This window comes from Pseudomonas sp. Emmai (assembly GCF_055179735.1).
This window is the reverse complement of the sequence record NZ_CM143685.1, coordinates 4,471,649-4,491,471: the sequence shown is the minus strand read 5'-3', so window position 1 is coordinate 4,491,471 and position 19,823 is coordinate 4,471,649. Positions and strand designations below refer to the sequence as shown.

19 protein-coding genes are annotated in these 19,823 nt (G+C 61.0%); 10 read left to right on the top strand and 9 right to left on the bottom strand.

Going from position 1 to position 19,823, the window contains the following annotated elements; all coding sequences use genetic code 11:
- Positions 1 to 175 precede the first annotated feature (175 nt).
- The gene (gene bkdR / locus ACY4LX_RS20635; protein ID WP_463257644.1) at positions 176 to 661 is read left to right on the top strand and encodes a Bkd operon transcriptional regulator BkdR; all 486 of its coding nucleotides are present in this window, start codon (positions 176 to 178) and stop codon (positions 659 to 661) included.
- Positions 662 to 716: 55 nt separating this feature from the next.
- Here the strand turns inward: bkdR and ACY4LX_RS20630 are convergent, their stop codons facing one another.
- Both ACY4LX_RS20630 and ACY4LX_RS20625 read right to left on the bottom strand, forming a co-directional pair.
- Positions 717 to 1,886: an IS4 family transposase gene (locus ACY4LX_RS20630; protein ID WP_463257643.1), complete on the bottom strand. Its 1,170-nt coding sequence runs from the start codon at positions 1,884 to 1,886 to the stop codon at positions 717 to 719.
- Between the two features lie 204 nt (positions 1,887 to 2,090).
- Positions 2,091 to 2,954 carry an MBL fold metallo-hydrolase gene (locus tag ACY4LX_RS20625; protein WP_463257642.1) on the bottom strand — a complete coding sequence of 288 codons (864 nt, stop codon included), beginning with the start codon at positions 2,952 to 2,954 and terminating at the stop codon, positions 2,091 to 2,093.
- A 104-nt stretch (positions 2,955 to 3,058) separates the two neighbouring features.
- On the opposite strand from ACY4LX_RS20625, the gene ACY4LX_RS20620 reads away from it, so the two are divergent.
- The 6 genes from ACY4LX_RS20620 (at position 3,059) to nahK (ending at position 10,885) form a co-directional block, all read left to right on the top strand.
- Positions 3,059 to 3,394 carry an ArsR/SmtB family transcription factor gene (locus ACY4LX_RS20620; RefSeq protein ID WP_403017013.1) on the top strand — a complete coding sequence of 112 codons (336 nt, stop codon included), beginning with the start codon at positions 3,059 to 3,061 and terminating at the stop codon, positions 3,392 to 3,394.
- A gap of 39 nt (positions 3,395 to 3,433) precedes the next feature.
- Complete coding sequence (locus tag ACY4LX_RS20615; protein ID WP_463257641.1) at positions 3,434 to 4,678, top strand: NAD(P)/FAD-dependent oxidoreductase; 1,245 nt, start codon at positions 3,434 to 3,436, stop codon at positions 4,676 to 4,678.
- 9 nt (positions 4,679 to 4,687) lie between these two features.
- Positions 4,688 to 5,494, top strand: a complete 807-nt coding sequence (locus tag ACY4LX_RS20610) for a sulfite exporter TauE/SafE family protein (RefSeq protein WP_463257640.1) — start codon at positions 4,688 to 4,690, stop codon at positions 5,492 to 5,494.
- Positions 5,495 to 5,704: 210 nt separating this feature from the next.
- A complete protein-coding gene (locus ACY4LX_RS20605; protein ID WP_463257639.1) occupies positions 5,705 to 6,889 on the top strand; it encodes a porin in 1,185 nt (394 codons plus the stop codon).
- Positions 6,890 to 7,155: 266 nt separating this feature from the next.
- Positions 7,156 to 8,319: a nitric oxide-sensing protein NosP gene (gene nosP / locus ACY4LX_RS20600; protein ID WP_149661377.1), complete on the top strand. Its 1,164-nt coding sequence runs from the start codon at positions 7,156 to 7,158 to the stop codon at positions 8,317 to 8,319.
- Positions 8,288 to 10,885: a hybrid sensor histidine kinase/response regulator NahK/ErcS' gene (nahK, locus tag ACY4LX_RS20595; RefSeq protein WP_149661430.1), complete on the top strand. Its 2,598-nt coding sequence runs from the start codon at positions 8,288 to 8,290 to the stop codon at positions 10,883 to 10,885. The genes nosP and nahK overlap by 32 nt, the downstream gene beginning before the upstream one ends.
- 127 nt (positions 10,886 to 11,012) lie before the next feature.
- Here the strand turns inward: nahK and ACY4LX_RS20590 are convergent, their stop codons facing one another.
- The 6 genes from ACY4LX_RS20590 to ACY4LX_RS20565 all read right to left on the bottom strand — a co-directional run bounded on the left by ACY4LX_RS20590 (position 11,013) and on the right by ACY4LX_RS20565 (position 16,214).
- On the bottom strand, positions 11,013 to 11,678 hold the full coding sequence (locus ACY4LX_RS20590) for a response regulator transcription factor (RefSeq protein ID WP_123508683.1): 666 nt from the start codon (positions 11,676 to 11,678) through the stop codon (positions 11,013 to 11,015).
- Positions 11,679 to 11,734: 56 nt separating this feature from the next.
- A complete protein-coding gene (locus ACY4LX_RS20585; RefSeq protein ID WP_463257638.1) occupies positions 11,735 to 12,292 on the bottom strand; it encodes a PQQ-dependent catabolism-associated CXXCW motif protein in 558 nt (185 codons plus the stop codon).
- A 224-nt stretch (positions 12,293 to 12,516) separates the two neighbouring features.
- Positions 12,517 to 13,308: an ABC transporter permease gene (locus ACY4LX_RS20580; protein ID WP_133838898.1), complete on the bottom strand. Its 792-nt coding sequence runs from the start codon at positions 13,306 to 13,308 to the stop codon at positions 12,517 to 12,519.
- On the bottom strand, positions 13,305 to 14,036 hold the full coding sequence (locus tag ACY4LX_RS20575; RefSeq protein WP_463257637.1) for an ABC transporter ATP-binding protein: 732 nt from the start codon (positions 14,034 to 14,036) through the stop codon (positions 13,305 to 13,307). The genes ACY4LX_RS20580 and ACY4LX_RS20575 overlap by 4 nt, the downstream gene beginning before the upstream one ends.
- Positions 14,033 to 14,992, bottom strand: a complete 960-nt coding sequence (locus tag ACY4LX_RS20570) for a YVTN family beta-propeller repeat protein (RefSeq protein ID WP_133838900.1) — start codon at positions 14,990 to 14,992, stop codon at positions 14,033 to 14,035. The genes ACY4LX_RS20575 and ACY4LX_RS20570 overlap by 4 nt, the downstream gene beginning before the upstream one ends.
- A 37-nt stretch (positions 14,993 to 15,029) precedes the next feature.
- The gene (locus ACY4LX_RS20565) at positions 15,030 to 16,214 is read right to left on the bottom strand and encodes an ABC transporter substrate-binding protein (protein ID WP_463257636.1); all 1,185 of its coding nucleotides are present in this window, start codon (positions 16,212 to 16,214) and stop codon (positions 15,030 to 15,032) included.
- Between the two features lie 157 nt (positions 16,215 to 16,371).
- On the opposite strand from ACY4LX_RS20565, the gene ACY4LX_RS20560 reads away from it, so the two are divergent.
- Genes ACY4LX_RS20560 through ACY4LX_RS20550 form a run of 3 tightly spaced genes read left to right on the top strand, consistent with a single transcriptional unit; the run spans position 16,372 to position 18,415 of the window.
- Entirely contained in the window at positions 16,372 to 16,494 is a 123-nt protein-coding gene (locus tag ACY4LX_RS20560) for a hypothetical protein (protein ID WP_256672391.1), read from the top strand.
- Positions 16,495 to 16,496: 2 nt separating this feature from the next.
- Positions 16,497 to 17,759: a HAMP domain-containing sensor histidine kinase gene (locus tag ACY4LX_RS20555; RefSeq protein ID WP_463257635.1), complete on the top strand. Its 1,263-nt coding sequence runs from the start codon at positions 16,497 to 16,499 to the stop codon at positions 17,757 to 17,759.
- The gene (locus tag ACY4LX_RS20550) at positions 17,756 to 18,415 is read left to right on the top strand and encodes a response regulator (protein WP_463257634.1); all 660 of its coding nucleotides are present in this window, start codon (positions 17,756 to 17,758) and stop codon (positions 18,413 to 18,415) included. Before ACY4LX_RS20555 ends, ACY4LX_RS20550 begins: the two co-directional genes overlap by 4 nt.
- Here the strand turns inward: ACY4LX_RS20550 and ACY4LX_RS20545 are convergent.
- Positions 18,399 to 19,817: a hypothetical protein gene (locus ACY4LX_RS20545; RefSeq protein WP_463257633.1), complete on the bottom strand. Its 1,419-nt coding sequence runs from the start codon at positions 19,815 to 19,817 to the stop codon at positions 18,399 to 18,401. The two genes, ACY4LX_RS20550 and ACY4LX_RS20545, sit on opposite strands and share 17 nt — an antisense overlap.
- Positions 19,818 to 19,823: the final 6 nt, after the last annotated feature.

Genomic DNA, 19,823 nt, shown 5'->3' with positions numbered 1-19,823 from the left:
TCGATCTTGTGAATTTTTTGTAGTGAGCTGACGGTCATTCCACGGTTAATGGAAATCTTGTCCTACAAACATCATAGGCCCGGCGCAGGAGAATATTTCTCTGTGTTTCGTTGCGTTGGCGGTCATTTGAGGATAAAAAATCTGCCCAAACAAAAATAACAGGTGGTTTTGTCTCATGCGCAAACTGGACCGTACCGATATCGGCATTCTCAATAGTCTTCAGGAGAACGCCCGCATCACCAACGCTGACCTCGCCCGTTCGGTGAACCTGTCGCCGACGCCGTGTTTCAACCGGGTCAAGGCGATGGAAGAACTGGGGGTAATTCGCGAGCAAGTGACCCTGCTGGATGCCGACCTGCTGGGGCTGCATGTGAATGTGTTCATTCACGTCAGCCTTGAGAAGCAGGTGGAGGAGGCGCTGGCGCATTTCGAAGAGGCGATTTCCGATCGCCCGGAAGTGATGGAATGCTACTTGATGGCGGGGGATCCGGATTATCTGATCCGGGTGTTGGTGCCGACGATTCAGTCGCTGGAGCGCTTCATGATGGATTTCCTCACCAAAGTGCCCGGGGTTGCCAACATTCGTTCGAGCTTTGCGCTCAAGCAAGTGCGCTACAAAACCGCGCTGCCGTTGCCGGCGAATGGCTTGACCCTCGCCTGAAGGCGTCCACTGATCGTTCCCACGCTCCGCGTCACTAGTGTCCGGTAAACACGTTTCATAGCTGAAGGCTGCCTTGGGCAGCCTTCAGCTTTTCTCGCTCCTGCCTTCGTCTATCTCTTAACTCTGGGACAGCGGGCCGCTCATGCAGGACATGGGCTATGCGAACTGTGAACTCGAACAGTGAACCGGTAAATCCCGAGCGCCGATGGAAAATTTGCAGTAGCAAGTAACTGATCAAGGCGCTGTAAATTTGCAGGCGCACTGCGTTTTCAGAAAAGGCATAGAAACGTTTGAGTTTCAGATGTTGTTTGATCCACTTGAAAAACAGCTCGATCTTCCAGCGATCTTTGTACAGGGCGGCGATTTCCTCCGCTGTTCTGGTGAAGTCGTTGGTCACCAGCGTTAACGGTGTGGCATGGCTCTTGCGCTCAACCACGACGCGTCTTAGCGGTGTATCGCGGTAGTCATTCAGACGTTTTCCGGCCAAGCGTTTTTTGCCAAATTGGACGACTTCGTCGGTCATGACCGAGCTTTGCTCGGTTGCGGGCGAGTGCTCGCGCAGCACTTTGGTATTGGCGTTTTTCTTCAAACGAGTGACGAAAAAAGCCCCCTTGGTTTGCAACTGGTGCCACCAGTTGTAATCGCAGTAACCCTTGTCGAACACATACGTCATACCGGCCTCGATCGGCATTTTTAATGCGTCGCTCACGTCGTTGACGTTGGCCGGCGTGATGTTGACGTACACCGGGGCCAGTTGCGCCAAATCCAACCCCACATGCACTTTGAGGCCCTGGGTAATTTGGGTTTTCGTCGCCGCCGTCCAATCATCGAAGTGAGGACCGCGCAGGGTGATTGAAGTCGAATCAATCAGACTGACCATGGCACCGACTTCTTTACGCTGCTGGCGGCTGATGCCGCGCAACAACAACTCGCAAAGATCCTGGAATGGCCGGTAGTCGCGCTTGTTCAAAGCGTCTGACAGGGTCGAACGAGCGATGGGGCCGGCTTTGAGATGGTAGCTGTGCGGGCCTAGAGTTTCGGAGAAGGTCGCCAAGGACCGCAGGCTCAAGGCTTGGGTTACATGGCCGCTGATTAGCGTTACCAGCAATTGCCAGGACGTGCAGCGTTTGACGTAGCGATCAGCCTGGTGCCTTTCGGCAGATTGCCGGAAGAACTGACGCGGAATTGCACTGAGTAACTGGGCTAAACGGGTACTGGTGAACATGAGTGGTCAAAATCGAGTCTGAAAACTCCGATTATGACTGACAGCCGCCAACAGCAGGGGGAGCACGCTCCCCCTTCGTTTTTTACCGGACACTAGTGACGCTCCGCGTGGGAATGCATCCCGTGACGCTCTGCATCACATCCGAAGCGGAACGCGGAGCGTCCCTGGCGGCATTCCCACGCGGAGCGTGGGAACGATCAAGCGTTAGAGTTTGTTGATCGGGATCTTCAGGTAGGTGACGCCGTTTTCCTCAGCCGGCGGCATATTCCCCGCCCGCACATTCACCTGAATCGCCGGCAGCAGCAAATTCGGCATGCCCAACCCGGCATCGCGCTGCGTACGCATGGCCACGAACGCCGCTTCATCAATGCCGTCATGCACATGAATGTTGCTTTTGCGCTGCTCACCCACGGTGGTCTGGCACTCAGGCTCACGGCCCTCAGGCGGGTAATCGTGGCAAACGTAAAGCCGAACACCGGCAGGGAAGGCCAGCAGCTTCTGAATCGAAGCAAACAACTGGTTGGCATTGCCCCCCGGAAAATCGCAACGCGCCGTGCCGACATCCGGCATGAACAGCGTATCGCCCACCAGAATCACATCCCCGTCGATCAAATACGCCATGTCCGCCGGGGTGTGGCCGGGTACATGCAGCGCGGTGGCCTTGAGGTTGCCGATCATGAACGATTCGTTCGGGGCGAACAGGTGATCGAACTGCGAGCCATCCACACAAAATTCCGGCTCCAGGTTGAACAGGGTCTTGAATACGCCCTGCACCTTGCTGATCGACTGCCCGATCGCAATCTTCCCGCCCAGCTCGCGACGCAGGTACGGTGCGGCGGAGAGGTGATCGGCGTGGGCGTGGGTTTCCAGCAGCCATTGCACCTGTAATTGGTGTTCGCGCACGAACGCAATTACGCGATCAGCCTGGGCCGTGGTGGTGCGCCCGGCCGCCGGGTCGTAATCGAGCACCGGGTCGACGATCGCGCATTGCCCGCCAGCCTGCTCGTAGATCACGTAGCTGTAGGTGGACGAGGCGGGGTCGAGGAAGGCTTCAATCAGCGCGGGCATGGGACACGAACCTGTGAAAGGAGTGGGAAGACAGTAACCGGTTGCAACACTTTATGTTTACACATAATGTCTGCAGCTTAAGTGACGTCGAAGGCATCCTGCAAATGCAATCCAGTCTGACCGAAGGTGAAGTCGCCCAACTGCGGGCATCGGCCTCCAAAGCTTGCGCGTTGCTCAAGGCTTTGGCCAATGAGGATCGCTTGCTGATTCTCTGTCAATTGACCCAGGGCGAACGCAATGTGGGCGAACTGGAAACCATGACCGGCGTGCGCCAGCCCACACTGTCCCAACAGCTGGGCATTTTGCGCGATGAAGGCCTGGTCGCGACTCGGCGTGAAGGCAAATACATTTTCTATGGGCTGGCCAGCCACGAAGTCATCCAGGTGATGAAGACCCTGTCCGGCCTGTATTGCGGGGCGGTATTAAAAAGCTGGGCCTGACCCGACTAAATGCGTGCAGCAGTAAATAGGGAACAACCAATGAACGATCAACACTGGGGCCCAACCATCAGTGCAGACATCGTGGTAATAGGCGGCGGCACGGCAGGGATTGGTGTTGTCGCCAGCCTGCTCAAGCGCGATCCGTCGTTGCACATCACCGTTATCGAACCCAATCCCCAGCATTTCTATCAGCCGGCCTGGACCTTGGTCGGTGGTGGCGCCTACAACCTGCAAGACACCGTGCGCCCAATGGCCAGCGTCATGCCGCGTCAAGCCACCTGGCTGCAAGCGGCTGTTACTGATATCACCGCCGACAACAAGCACCTGACCCTCGACGACGGTCGCACCGTCGGCTATCAACACCTCATCGTCTGCCCCGGCCTGCGCCTGGCCTGGGAGAAGATCGAAGGTTTGCAGGAGTCCCTCGGCCAACACGGCGTGACTTCCAACTACAGCTATCAACACGCGGCCTACACCTGGGAACTGGTCAAGAATCTGCGCGGTGGCAAGGCGATCTTCACCCAGCCGCCAATCCCGATCAAATGTGCCGGGGCGCCGCAAAAGGCGTTGTACCTGTCTTGCGATCACTGGCTCAAAAGCGGTGTGCTCAGCACCATCGATGTCGAGTTCAACCTCGCCGGCGCCGCGCTGTTCGGCGTGCCGACGTTCGTGCCGCCGCTGATGAAGTACATCGAAAAGTACAACGCGCGGCTGGCCTTCACCTCCAATCTGATCAAGGTCGATGGCCCGGCGAAAACCGCGTGGTTCGAGGTCAAGGACGCGGCCGGCACGGTCACCGTTGAAGAAAAAACCTTCGACCTGTTGCACGTCGTGCCGCCGCAAGTAGCCCCGGATTTCATCCAGCAAAGCCCTTTGGCCGACGCCGCCGGCTGGTGCGAAGTGCACCTGCACACGCTGCAACACGTGCGTTACCCCGAGGTTTTCGGCCTCGGTGATATCTGCTCCACCAGCAACGCCAAAACCGCCGCCGCCGTGCGCAAGCAGATCGTGGTGGTCGCCGAAAACCTGCTGGCCCTGCGCAAGCAACAGCCGCTGCCGCTCAAATACGACGGCTACGGTTCCTGCCCGCTGACGGTGGAGAAGGGCAAGGTCATCCTCGCCGAATTTGGCTATGCCGGTAAGTTGCTGCCGACCTTTCCCCTCGACCCCACCGTGCCGCGTCGTTCGGCGTGGTGGCTCAAGGCGACGCTGCTGCCGTGGTTTTACTGGAACGGCATGCTCAAGGGCCGCGAGTGGCTGACTGCCGTGTCCAAGGTCGATTGAGAGAACCCTATGCTGCTGGCAAGTTTTTTTGGTGTGCTGATGGGCCTGGTGCTCGGTTTGACCGGCGCCGGGGGCGGGATTCTGGCGGTGCCGGCGTTGGTGCTGGGCCTGGGTTGGACCATGACCCAAGCGGCGCCGGTCGCGTTGTTTGCGGTGGGCAGTGCGGCGGCGGTCGGCGCCATCGACGGTTTGCGCCACGGGCTGGTGCGTTATCGCGCGGCGATGTTGATTGCCTTGATGGGGGCGATTTTCTCCCCGCTGGGCATCTTCTTCGCCCATCAGTTGCCGGAAAAAATCCTGATGATCCTGTTCAGCCTGCTGATGGTCATGGTGGCCTGGCGGATGTTGCGCAAGGAGCGTCAGGACGCAGGCCCGAACGATCACGGCCACGCCAACTGGGGCCAGAAGAATTGCATGCTCGATCAACAGACCGGGCGTTTTTCCTGGACCGCCAAATGCACCGCAACCCTGGCCGCCCTCGGCGCGGTGACCGGGGTGGTGTCGGGGTTATTGGGCGTGGGCGGCGGCTTTCTGATTGTCCCGGCGTTCAAGCAGCTGACCGATGTACAGATGCGGGGGATCATCGCCACGTCCTTGATGGTGATCAGCCTGATCTCGGCCATCGGCGTGATCGGCGCGTTTCACGCCGGGGTGCGAATTGATCGTCTGGGCGTGGCGTTTATCGTCGCCAGCATCGTTGGCATGGTCATTGGCCGCAAGTTGTGCGCCCGGGTTCCCGCCCGAACGCTGCAAGTTGGCTTCGCCAGCGTCTGCGTCGTAGTCGCCGCGTACATGCTGTTTAGAGCGGGCGCCTGACCGGTAGTGGTTCCTCCGGGCGCCAGTAGCGCTCGCAGGCGTACGCCCAAAGTTCCGGGCCTTGTCGTGGCCCGGTCTTACGCCGGATTTGCCGCGCGCCACCGGCCCGTCCAAAGCACTTCACAACCACCTCCAAGGCAGCGTATGACGCCGCCGGTCAGCTTTCGATAATCGCCTCCGACAACTTGTCCCCCTGTTGCGGAGCGCTTCATGCCTAACAATAAGAACTTTACGCATCGTTTCCTGCCGGCCGTTATCGTCAGTCTGTCGTCCCTTGGCCTGAGCTCATTGGCCGAGGCCGAGATCATGCTGTATGACAAGGACCAGACCACGTTCTCCACTGACGGTTACATCAACGCTTTCTATGTGAACAGCAAGGTCGACCGCGCTGGCGATCAGTTCGACCGACGGCAGGCGCGGGTCAAGATGGGGTTTCTGCCCAACTACCTGGGCTTCAACATGGGCAAGCAGGTCGATGACCTCAAGCTCGGCGCCCGCACTTCGTTCTGGGTGACCATCAACGACAGCGAAACCAACGGCACCGACACCGCCATCGATGTACGGCAGTTCTACGGTACCGTGGCCAACCCGGCGTGGGGCGAGGTGCTGATCGGCAAGGACTTCGGGCTGTTTGCCCGCTCCAACATCCTGCTCGATGAACTGCTCGCCGGTTACGGCCAGGTCAGCGACAGCCTGGGGCTGGTGGACGGCGGCGGGGTGTCGTTCGGCAACATCGGCAGTGGTTATCCGTATCCGTTCCCCACCTCGCAAATCACTTACCGCACCCCGGTGATGGACGGCTTGCGCGTGGCGGTGGGGATCATGGACCCGGTGGACACCAACGACAGCAGCCCGTTGGGCAAGGCCTACCAGGAAAACCCGCGCACCGAGAGCGAGATCACCTACCAGTTCGATGTCGCCGGGGCGAAGATCTACAGCTGGGTCAACGGCAGCTACCAGACCTCGGACAACACCGATTCCAGCGTTCAATCCGTCACCTCCAAAGGCGTCGGCTACGGCGTGCAGGCGAAAATGGGTGGGTTATCGCTGACCGGTTCCGGGTTCCAGGCCAAGGGCATCAACCCGTTCTTCACCAACAATGCCGGCGAAGCGACGTTGCGCAATGTCGATAGCAAGGGCTATCTGATGCAGGGCTCGTACAAACTGGGCAAGAACCGCTTGGCGCTGTCCTACGGCAAGACCAACGACGATGGCAATGGCGTGGTGGGCAGCGGCGCAGACTATAAAACCCGCGGCATCGCGCTATTCCATGACGTCAATGACAACCTCAAGTTGGTGGCCGAGTACAACCAGTTCAGCATCGATGGCCACGACACCAGTGCGCAGAACGAAGACACCGATACGGTTGCGGTGGGGGCGGTGTTGACCTGGTAAGGCTTGGGTGGCGAGTCTGGCTGCGCGTAAATCCCCTGTAGGAGCGAGGCTTGCCCGCGAAGAGGCCGTCACATTCAACATGGATGTCGACTGACACACCGCTTTCGCGGGCACGCCTCGCTCCTACAGAGGATCGGTGTGAGGTTTTAGATTTGACAGCACTCTCATCCCATCGAAGCCCAAGACCGCTACCCAAGTAGCATACGTCCCGGCCTGCAGGCTTCGTACACTCGTACCTCATACAGGCGCACCTGCGGGAGGCGAAGATGCAGCAGGTCCAGAGTGAAGGGGTGGTCAGTGCCATGTCCCAGGCCACCGATGCGCAGCAGGCGGCCCAGGAGTTGGCGCGACAGCTGTTGCATCCGCACCTGGGGTTTGTGCTGTTTTTCTGTTCCGCCGAGTACGACTTGCAGGTGCTGGGCCCGGCCTTGCAACAGAGCTTCGGCGGGATTCGCCTGGTGGGGTGCACCAGCGCCGGGGAAATCACGCCGCAAGGTTACGGCCGCAATTGCGTGACGGCGGTAGGGTTTGATCATCGGCACTTTTCCATCGCCATCGAACTGATCGACGAAATGGAGCGCTTCAGCCTGATCGACGCCCAGCAAATGGTCGAACGCCTGGTGGGCGGTTGCCGCAGTAACACCCTGGCGCCGATCAAGGGCAACAGCTTTGCCCTGACCTTGCTCGATGGCCTGTCCAGCCGCGAAGAAATGGTCCTCGCCGCGTTGAGTGCGGCGTTGGGTGACATCCCGCATTTCGGCGGTTCCGCTGGTGACGACAACTACCTGACCCACACCCACGTGTACTTCGACGGCGCGTTCCACAGCGGCGCGGCGGTGGTGGTGCTGGTCAACACCTGGCTCGACTTCGAAGTGTTCACCACCCACCACATCCTGCCCCGGGCGGAAAAACTGGTGGTCACTGGCGCTGACAGTGCGTCGCGACGGGTTTTCGAACTCAACGCCGAACCTGCCGCCGAGGAGTACGCCCGCCACATCGGCGTGCCGGTGGCCGAGCTCGATCACCGGATCTTCGCCGCGCACCCGTTGGCGGTGCGCATCAACGATCAGTATTACGTACGCGCCATCCAACAGGTGCACCCGGACCTGAGCCTGAGTTTCTACTGCGCCGTGGAAAACGGCATCGTCCTCACCGCCATGACCCCCGGCCCCATGCTGCCGAACCTGCAAGCGCTGTTCGAAGGCCTGGAAGAACGCCTCGGCGACCTGCTGCTGACCATCGGCTGCGACTGTTTTCTGCGGCGCCTGGAACTGGAGGACCGCGACAGCCTGGAGTCAATCGGAACGTTTTTGCGCGAGCATCGGGTGATGGGGTTCAACACCTACGGAGAACAGTTCAATGGCATGCACATCAACCAGACCTTCACCGGGGTTGCCATTGCCCGAGGCCGTTCCCCTGGACACCGTTGAGCTGCAGGCGCAGATCGCCAGCCTGCAGCGCGACAACCACAAGCTGCAGCGCATCAACGGCGCGCTGATCGAACGGATCGAATCCGGCATCACCCGGGGCAACGACCCGTATGCGGCGTTCCAGCATTCGGTGGTGCTGGCCGAGCAGGTCCGCGAGCGCACCGATGCGCTGAACCAGGCCATGGCCGAACTCAAGGCCGGCAATCATTTGCTCAGCGATGCCCGCTTGCGGGCGGAAACCGCGCACCAACATTTGATCGACGCCATCGAGAGCATTTCCGACGCCTTCGTGCTGTTCGACGAAGACCAGCGCATCGTCCTGTTCAACAGCCGTTTCAAGGCGTTTTGGGGCAATAGCCGGGTGCGTATCATCGCCGGCATGCACCTGGCGGAGGTCAAGCGCTTGATGACCGCCACCGGGTTGTTCATCGAGGAACCCCGGGGCCACGCCGACCAAAACCTGCTGTATCGCCTGCAAAATGGTCGCTGGCTGCAAGTCAGCGAACGACCGACCCAGGAAGGCGGGCGGGTGATTCTGTTCACCGACATCACCGACGTCAAGCTCAGCGAAACCGTGCGCCGCGAGCAAGCCGTGGCGCAAAAATCCCATTTGCTGCAACGGGCGGTGGACAACCTGTCCCAGGGCGTGGCGATGGTCAACGCCGAGGGCATTCTGGAACTGTGGAACCGGCGCTTCCTTGAACTCAGCGGCCTCGCGCCGGTGGCCGCCCATCGGCCGTTTGCCGAAGTCATCGCCGACAGCGAATTGACCCTGCTGACCCCCGCCAGTCGCGACAACAATGGCCGGCCGGTGCAGGAATGCGAACAGCGTCTCTACGATGGCCGGGTCCTGGAAATTCGTACCCATCCGCTGCCCACTGGCGGTTTCGTCAACACCTTCACCGACATCACCGAACGCTACCAGCACGCCGAAGCCCTCAGCGAAAGCGAGCGCTGGATTCGATTGATCACCGACCACGTGCCGGCGCTGATCGCCTACCTCAACGCTGATCTGGTCTACGAATTCACCAACAAGGTCTACGAACAATGGTACTGCTGGCCCCGGGGCGTGATGCTCGGGCAGAGCCTGCGGGAAGTGCACAGCGAGCAACATTATCAGCGCCTGGAAGCCTATGTCGCCCGGGCCCTGGCCGGTGAGAGCGTGACCTTTGAGTTCGCCGAAACCAACATCAATAACCAGGAGCGCTACATGCTGCGCTCCTACGTGCCCAATCGCCTGGCCACCGGGGAAGTGGTGGGGATTTTCGTGTTGATCCGCGACATCACCGAACGCCGCCGCACCGCCGAGGCCTTGCATCAGGCCTATCAAAACCTGGAGTTGCGTGTGCGCGAACGCACGGCGGAACTGACCACCCTCAACGATCAACTGCTGCGCGAGATTGACGAGCGTCGCCGGGTCGAATCACGCCTGCGCGAGGCCAAACTGGAAGCCGAACAGGCCAACCTGTCGAAGACCAAGTTCCTTGCCGCCGTCAGCCACGATTTGTTGCAACCGCTGAACGCCGCGCGATTGTTTACCAGCGCCTTGCTCGAACGCCGGGAGCCCCAGGCCAACGAAATGCTGGTGCGCAACGTCAGCAATTCCCTGGAAGACGTGGAAAACCTGCTCGGCACCCTGGTGGACATTTCCAAACTGGATGCCGGGGTGATCAAGGCCGACATCGCGCCATTCGCCCTCAGCGAATTGCTCGACAACCTCGCCGCCGAATACACCCACGTGGCGCGCAGTGAAGGGCTGGAGCTGCATTTCATTGCGTGTTCGGCGCTGGTGCGCAGCGACATTCAGTTACTGGCGCGGATCCTGCGCAATCTGCTGAGCAACGCAATTCGCTACACCTACAGCGGCCGCGTGGTGCTCGGTTGCCGGCGTCATCATCAGCGCTTGTCGATTGAAGTCTGGGACAGCGGCATGGGCATCGCCGAAAACCGGCTGGAGGAGATTTTTCAGGAGTTCAAGCGTGGCGATGTGCAGCGCCCGGATCAGGATCGCGGCTTGGGTCTGGGCTTGGCCATCGTCGAGAAAATCGCCGGGATCCTCGGGCACCGGATTCACGTGCGGTCGTGGCCGGGCAAGGGCTCGATGTTTTCCGTTGAAGTGCCGCTCAGCGCCACGGCGCCCAAGGCGTTACCGAACCTGCTGATGAGCGAGCCCATGCTGGAACGCCTGCGCGGGGCACGGGTGTGGGTGCTGGATAACGACGCGGCGATTTGCGCGGGGATGCGCACGTTGCTGGAAGGGTGGGGCTGTCTGGTGGTCACGGCGCTGTCGGAGCAGGACCTGGCGCGGCAGGTGGACAACTATCACCAAGAGGCCGATCTGCTGATCGCCGACTATCACCTGGACGACGACCAGAACGGCGTCGATGCCGTGGCCCGGATCAACGCCCGGCGCGGCTCGGCCATCCCGGCGATGATGATTACGGCCAATTACAGCAATGAGCTGAAGCTGCAGATCCGGGAGTTGGGGCATATGTTGATGCATAAGCCGGTGCGGCCGATGAAGCTCAAGACGGCGATGAGTCACCTGCTCGGCCCATCCCGATAACCCGAGCCGGCGCGGTCCCCTGTGGCGAGGGAGCTTGCTCCCGCTTGAGTGCGCAGCGCTCACAAGATTTTTGGGGCCGCTACGCAGCCCAGCGGGAGCAAGCTCCCTCGCCACAGGGGACTGCGTTTCAACGCCGCAGGTAAGACCCGAAATCAATATCCCCGGCACTCAGGATCGCCTGCACCCGATTGTGCACATTGAGTTTGCGCAGGATCGCCGAAACGTGGGCCTTGACCGTGGTTTCGGCAATTTCCAGGGTGTAGGCGATCTGTTTGTTCGACTCGCCCTTGGTCATGCGTTCCAGCACCAGCAACTGCTTGCGGGTCAGGGCCTGGAGCAGTTCCGGCGGGAAGCTCGGGTTGTCGTTCATGCGCCGATGGGTGCCGGGTTTTTGCGTGCGGATGATGTCCGGCGGCAGGTACACGTTGCCGTTGAGAATCTGCTGGATGGCTTCGGTCATTTGCAGCCGTGGCGAGGACTTGGTGATAAACCCCACCGCGCCATAGGTGATGGCTTGCAGCACGATCTGCTTGTCCTGTTCGGCCGAGACAATCACCACCGGAATGGTCGGCGCCTCGTTGCGCAGGTTGATCAGGCCGTTGAGGCCGTGCATGCCGGGCATGTTCAGGTCCAGCAGGATCAGGTCCAGGTCGTCGTGTTCCTGGGTCAGCAGCAGGGCGCTGTCCAGGTCGGCGGTTTCCATCACTTCGCTGCCGGGGAAACCGTCGCTGATGACGTTATGAATGGCTTCGCGAAACAGCGGGTGATCGTCGGCAATCAGAATTTTGTACATGGCCATTCACCTCATTATTTTGATTTTTGGTGGGGCAACATCGTGCACGTGTTCAGTCAGGGAAAGGGCTCGGGCTGGGCCGGCGCAACGGGCAGGTTCGCCGCTTGCCAGGCATCCAGGCCATCGCGATACCAATACACTGACTTATAGCCCATGGAGGTGGCGCGTTTTACCGCGTTCCAGCTCAGCCAGCAATCGGCGCGGCAGTAGAAGACCAGCGGTTGCTGGTGATCGCCGTCAGTCAGTTGGTCCAGATTACGCGCAAAGTACGCCTGCCAGTCAGGTGTCAGATCGCCGTCGCCGGTATTGGCCAGCCAATGGCTGCCGGGCAGGTTCTCGTGGGGCTGGTCTTCGATGAATTGGCCTTGCAGCCATTGGCGGCGGTAGACGTCGATCAGCACCGGGCGCGGCGTCTGTTTGAGCAGGGTTTGCAGGGCAGGGGTGTCGATGATCGTCGCGTCTTGCAATTGATTCGGTGTCGGGCTGCGGTACAGACCGATGCGGTAACCGTCGGCGGAAAACAGCGTGGTTTCGGCCTGCGCGGTGCTCAGCAGCAGGCTAAGCGACAGGGCAGCGAGGCAAGGGCGCAGCAGGCGACGTCGGGCACGCGGCATGGGGGTTCAATCCTTATAGTTATGAACCTATTACATGCCAGGCGCGGTGCGAAGGGAATGCGACGATAGACAGGTAAAGCAGTACTAAAGTCGTAATTTTCCCCCGGTTGATGATCGTTCCCACGCTCCGCGTGGGAATGCCTCCACGGACGCTCCGCGTTCGGCTCTGGAGGGACGCGGAGCGTCCCGGGCTGCATTCCCACGCGGAGCGTGGGAACGATCAATCAGGTGGCTTTGCGCACGGCGGCGTGCTGCGGGTTGAAAGTGAGCACGGCGAGTAGCACGAACACCAGCGTCAGCCCCACGCACACCGCCAGCGCCAGGGGATTGAAACGCTCATACAGGGCAAACCGCACCAGCTCCACGGCGTGGGTGAACGGGTTCAGCGCACACAACCAGTACAACCACTCACTGGACTCGCGCATTTTCCACAGCGGATACAGCGCCGACGACAGGAAAAACAGCGGGAAGATCACGAAATTCATCACCCCGGCAAAGTTCTCCAACTGGCGGATCGCGTTGGACAGCAACAGCCCCAACGCACTGAGCATCAACGCCACCAGCAGCAACGCCGGCAAGGCAATCAACAGACCCATGGCCGGCGGTTGCACGCCGTACACCCAGGCGATCGCCAAAAACGCATAGACCTGCAACAACGAGATCAGCGACGTCGCCAACAACTTGCTGCACAGCAGAAAGGTCCGGGGCAGGGGACTGGTCAGCAGCACGCGCATGCTGCCCATTTCCCGGTCGTAAACCATCGACAGCGAGCCCTGCATACCGTTGAACAGCAGGATCATGCAGGCCAGCCCCGGAATGATGTACACCTCGTAGGGAATGTAGGTGTCGTAAGGCTCGATGATCGCGATACCCAGCGCCGCGCGAAACCCGGCGGCGAACACCAGCAGCCACAACAGCGGGCGCACCAGGGCGCTGAGAAACCGCGTGCGCTGCAACACAAAACGCAGCCATTCGCGCAGCACGATGCCGTTGAAACACTGCCAATACGCATTCATCGAGCGGCTCCCGAGGTGGTCAGTCGAGTGAAGGCCGAACCGAGGTCGCCGCCATGTTCCTGGCTCAGGACGTCTGCTTGACCGCTGGCCACCAGTCGACCCTGATGCAGAATCAGCAAGTCATCGCTGGGCTGCACTTCATCCAGCAAATGGGTGGTCCAGAGCACGCTGATGCCTTGCTCGCGGCACAGGCTGCGAATGTGCTGGTTGAGCGCCAGGCGACTGGCCGGGTCGAGGCCGACACTGGCTTCGTCCAGCAGCAATAGACGCGGCTCATGCAGCAAGGCCCGGGCGATCTCTACCCGACGCCGGTGGCCGCCATTCAGTTCGCGGACTTTTTCGCGGCGGCGTTCGGTCAGGCCTTGGCGGGTCAATTCGGCCTCGACCCGCAGGCCGGTCTGGCGCCGGGACAGGCCGTGCAGCGCGGCGTGATAACGCAGGTTCTGCTCGACGCTCAGGTCCAGGTCCAACGTGCTTTGCTGAAACACCACGCCCAATTGCTTGAGCGCCGGGCGCGGTGCGTCACGCAATGAACAACCGCCGACCCGGATGTCCCCGCGTTGCAAATCATACAGTCGCGTCAACAGCGCAATCAGCGTCGATTTCCCGGCCCCGTTCGGCCCCAGCAACGCGGCAAAACGCCCCGGCGCCAGGTTGAAACTCACCTGGCGCAAGGCCTCCTTGGTGCCATAGGCGAAGCTCAATTCGCTGACTTCCAGGGCGTTCATGGCGTGACCACCACGCCCCACGGATAGCGCCCGACCTTGATCGATTTGCTGACCTTGAGACTGTCGACATCAATCACCGACACATCGCCGCTGACGCCGTTGGTGGCGAGCAATTGCTTCTGGTCCGGGGTGAACGACATCTGCCAGACCCGGCGCCCCACCAGCAAATAATCGAGCACTTCAAAGGTTTTGGCATCGACCACCGCCACATGGTTGGCCGGGCCGAGGGCGACGAAGCCGTACTTGCCGTCGGCGCTGAGCTTGATCCCCACCGGCTGGACTTTGTCCGGGTGCACACCCTTGATCTGGAAGTTCAGGGTCTTGAGGATCTTGCGCGTCGCCACATCGAGAATCGTCACGGTGCCGCCGATTTCCGCCGAGGCCCAGAGCTGCGAGCCGTCCGGTGAAAACTCGACGAAACGCGGCCGTTGATCCACCAGCGTGCTGTCGGCCAACGTTTGGGTGCTGGTGTCGATCCAGTGCAGCATGTTGGTGGTTTCGCTGGTGTTCACCGCCCACTTGCCATCGGGGCTGACCGCCATGCCTTCGGGCTCCACGCCGACGTTGATCTGGCTCAGCACCTTGGAGGTTTCGGTGTCGATCACCGTGACCAGCGCATCGTCTTCGTTGGAGACGTACAGCCAGCGGTTGTTCGGGTGCAGCGCAAATTGCTCCGGGTCCTTGCCGGACGGCAGCTCCTTGATGATCTTGCGCGTGGCCACGTCCATCACCTGGACCCGGTCCGAGTCACTGGCGCAGATGTACAACAGCTTGCTGTCGTGGGACAGCAGCAACCCGCGTGGGCGCTGGCCGACGGGCAGGGTGTCGGTGACTTGCAGGGTCTGCATGTCGATCAGGCTCAGGCTGTTGTCCTTTTCGTTGGAGACCCAGGCGGTGCTGGCCACGGCGTGCCCGGCGGCAAGCAGCAGGGCGCATGAGAGCAGGGTACGGCGCATGGCGGATTCCTTTTTATTGTCGTTGTTGTGAAGAAAATCAGGGAAAGCGGCAGGTCACTTCGGCCTTGTCGTAGCCCAGGCTGTCCATTTCGTTGACCGGGTGCAGGAAACCGTCCTGGGGCGAGGTGCTGACCAGTGCGCGCGGTTGCACGATGGGGATCGGCTGGCGCAACTGGCCGTTCCACGCCCGGTAACTCAACTTGCGTCCCTTGAAACCGTCCAGCGGCAGTTGATCGCTGATCTCCAGGTCGCGGATCGCCATCGGGTCGGCCTGGCGCAGTTTGGTCACCGCGCTGGCGATGCTGCGCACGGCCATCCACGCGGCGAAATCCCGGTCATTCATCCAGCGCCCGGTCAAGGCTTCGAAGCGTTTTTGCAACTGCGCGGCGCCGTAGGTTTCCACGGTCTTGTGCCAGCCCACCGGGGTCAGGCCCTGGGTGCCGGCGACCGGGCGCGGGTACCAGGTCTGGTAGGGCACGTATTCGCCGAAGTCGCCGCGTTCGTCCGCCACCAGCACCACGTCGTACTCGGCGGTCTGGGTGAACAGCGGCATGTCGGCCTGGGCGCTGCGGCGCTGATCGTTGTCGAAGCTCCAGGCCTTCTCAGCCACCAGTTTCAGGCCGAAGCGTTTGGCGGCGCGGCGCAGGGCGGCGGCGTAGGCTTGATCATCCGGGGTCGGGCCGACGATCAGCAGCGCCCGCTGCCATTTGCGCACCACCAGAAATTGCGCCAATGCGTCGGCCAACATCGCCCGGCTCGGCAGGCTGTGCAGCACGTTCGGCAGGCAATCGGTGCTGCGCAGGCTGTCATCCGGGCTGCCAGCGTTAAACAGCAAGCTGTCGGGCAACACAGTGCTGAGCCGGCGCAGGGTTTCCACCGGGGCGTTGACCACAAACAGACGCAGGCCTTGTTCGTGCTGGGCCTTGGCCGCTTCGACCAGCGCATCCGGGGTGTCGGTGCTGGCGCTGATCAGGCTGTAGCTGTGGTTGAGAAAACGCCCGGTGCTGTTGCTGTCGGTGATCGCCAGTTCGGCGCCGCGCAGCCCGGCATCGGCGGGTTCGGGAATGACGTTCGACAGCAGCGGCCCCGGATCAGGCCGATAGCCGAGGTAGCCGATCTGCACCTGCAACGGCGCATCGGCGGCCTGGCTCTGGGTCGCCAGCCCGGCGGCGCAGGCAATCGCCAGCAGGTAGATCAAGGCGTAGGGGGCGAGCTGGCGCATAAGGCACTCCATGACGGGTAGCGCCAGCATAGGAAGCCCGGGGAGCAGAGGAAATATGCAGAAAGTAGCGCTAAGGCAGTACCAAGGTAGTAACTCATCGGCGGCGGCGCGGTTTTAGCATGGGTTTCAACGGCCATTACCGAGGAGGGGATCGACCATGCGTATTTTCAAGGCGCTGCTCCTGCCGTTGTTGCTGATCCTGACCCTGATCGGCATCGACAAACTGCACGGCCCGCGACCGACGCTGGTGCAGATGTCGCCCGCGCTGCCGGGGCGCTAGGCGTGTCGGCCCTGTGGCGGATCAACCTGTGGGTGTGCGGCTTTTTCGCCCTGGTCACCCTGGCGTGCATGGCGTTGCTGGTGCACCAGGCGCTGGCGGATGTGGAGCGCGAGCTGCAATCGGCCGAAGCGGTGGTCGAGTACCTGAGCGAAACCGCTGAGCGTGATCCGGTCAACCTTCAGCCACGCCTGACCCAAAGCCTGCGTCATGTGCGGGTGCGCTGGCTGCAACCGGGCGAAGCCGCGCGGCTGCCGGTGCAGGACGGCCTGGATGCCTGGCTCGGGCGGTTGCTGTTCGCCGAAGCCCGGCACGCTGCCCGGGTCCTGGATTTGCAGGACGGTCGGCGGGTGCAGATTGCCGTGGACCCCCGGGACGAGATCGATGAAGTCTGGGATTCGTTGCAACAAGTGCTGGTTCTCTGCGGCTTGGCGTTGATGGTAAGTCTGTTGGCCATCCGCTGGGCGGTGCGCCGAGGCATGGGCCTGCTCGATGAATTGCTCCGCGCGTTGCAGCAAGTCTCTGCTGGACAGCTCAACGTGCGCTTGCGCGGACAAGGCGTGCCGGAGGCGCGGCAACTGGCGACCCATTTCAATCGCATGACCGGTGCCCTGGAACAGGCCCGCGCCGACAACACCCGACTGACCCAGACCTTGCTCGCGGTGCAGGAGCAGGAACGCACCCATCTGGCGCAAACCCTGCACGACGACCTCGGTCAGTACCTGGCCGGGATTCGCGCCCAGGCCTGTTTATTGCGCCTGGTGGCAGACCAACCGGACACCGTCGAACGCACGGTGCGCGAGCTGGAACACAACTGCGAACACCTGCAACAGGGCTTTCGGGCGTTGGTGCACGACCTGTATCCGGTGGTGCTGCAACACCTGCCCTTGTCCGAAGCCTTCGCATTATTGGTGGAGCAATGGCAGGGCCGGCAGGGCATCGATTGCCAATTGCGGGTCAGCGCGCAGTTGCCGGCGCTGTCGGGGCCGAGCAAGACCCATCTCTATCGCCTGTTGCAAGAAGCCCTGACCAACATTGCGCGGCACGCCGAGGCCAGTCAGGTGCGGGTGCGCCTGCAGCATCGCGGCGGGCGTTTGCGCTTGTTGATTCGCGATAACGGTCGCGGCGCCGCACAGCCGCCACGGCCGGGCGTCGGCTTGTACTCAATGTCCGAACGAGCCCGCAGCCTTGGCGGTGAACTGCGGATCATCAGCCACCCCGGCGCCGGTTGGGCGCTGGCCTTGAGCATGCCTTTGGAGGCGTCATGAATATTTTGCTGGTCGATGACCATGCGGTGGTCCGTCAGGGCTATGCCAGTCTGTTGCGCGCGCTATTGCCGGCGATGGAGGTGCGCGAAGCGGCCACGGGTGAGGAAGCGCTGATCCGGGTCCAGGAAGCGGTGCCGAACCTGGTGATCATGGATTTCGGCTTGCCGGGCATCAGCGGCCTCGAAACCACCCGCCGCTTGCGCCAGCGCTTGCCGCAACTGCGGGTGCTGTTTTTCAGCATGCACGACGAACTGCCGCTGGTGCGCCAGGCACTGGACGCCGGGGCTTCGGGCTACCTGACCAAAAGCTCGGCGCCGGATGTGCTGATCGAAGCGGTGCACCGGATCCTCGCCGGACACGCCTACATCGAACAACCCCTGGCGACCCAACTCGCCTGCCACCCGCAACACGACACCCGCGACCCGCGCTTGCAAAGCATGACCCAGCGCGAACTGGAGATCTTCGTCATGCTCGCCAAAGGCACCCCGGCGCGGTTGATTGCCGAGCAGTTGAATATCAGCAGCAAGACCGTTTCCAATCACCTGACGTTGTTGAAGAGCAAATTGCAGGTCACGTCCCATACCGAGTTGGTGCATTTGGGGATTGATATGGGGGTGGTGCGGGTAGTGTCTCAGAGCGTCAGTTCTCTCCAGTGATAATGACGGCCGCTTGATTCGCACGGACCTCCTCCAGTGGTTCTGTCTCCGGATTCAGCGCTACTGCGACTTCGGCGGCACCGATTTCCGGCATATTCAGCGCGACACGAGCTTCGCGGTTGATTACATCCAGGGAAATGTGACCTGAGACACCTGCGCCCCGAGTGGCGATCAGCTTTTCGAATGACTTCTGGAGTTCCTCGATCTCCTTTATCCAGTCGCGCGGCGTCGTTTCGGCCGAATCTTTCGGACCATAGGTGGGGTGTGGCGAGGGGGTTTTGGGATTGGTGCCGTAAAAAGCAAAATAGGCACCTTGAGTGCAGATCGCCCTGGCATAGGCCTTGGCCGACAGATAGTCAGCCTGGAATTCGGGTGCCTCGTCCTCGCCGCGATGAATAGCCGCCATTGTTTCCACCAGAAGCTTCGCACCCAGTGAGAATACCGGCAGCCCGTTTTCCAGAGCCTGCTTGATTCGGGCGCGTATCAGGGGCTCATCCGGGACTTCATCCTGGAGCAGAAAAGCGGCAGAAACGATGGCCGCGTCTGCCAGGTAAGGGAATGAGTTCACCAGGTTTTCCATCCAATCACGATGCTGGCCCAGGCGACGTAATTTGAGCAGCACATAGGCACCCGCTGCGGCACCCACCGGATCCTGATATTTGCCTTGCAACATTTGATCGGCGGTTTGCCAGGCGTCGGCGAGGCTTGTGACTTGTTCCATGGCGCCATGTGCCAGGTAGGACATGATCAGTTCATTGTCAGCATTTCGGCGTCCGATGGTGATGTCCATCGAGTTACCGACCTCTTTGTCACTTGGAGTCAGTGCCACTCGAACTTCCCCGCCGGGGGGCATGGAAACAAGTCGCCAGGCGATGTCTTCCCCGCCAATTTGCAGTAAATGGGGCCGATTGGGCACATCGAACCAGAATTGCTGGATGATGCCTTCTTTTTCCGTTTTTGACGGTTCCAGGTCGGACGCTTCCCATTGCCCATTGTTCAGGGCCCAGACCATCCTCCAGACTTCGCCGACTCGTCGACGTGAAGTGGCTGCCGAAAATTTGACCTGAACAGTGGCGTTGAGGTGCTCCAGGGAACGAAAGGGCTTGAGCCATGCCAGCCAATCACTTTGGCTGTCGGCACTTTTCAACAGTGTGACGTTGCCCTGGCCATTCATAAGTTCAGCAACTTCCTGAACCTGCTTGCCGTTTGGCAGTTTGGCCAAGACGTAAACCCGCGCGGATTCCGCAGCGCGACTATCGCGCAGTTCTATCCTGGCCGGCTTGTCAGGGGAGGCTGTGCCTTTGCCCAAACGCTCGCCACGGGTGGAAAACACTTCGAACGGTAATGTCAGGAGTCGTGAATCACTCACCTGACCTGCGACAGAAACGGTCAATATATTCATGATGGA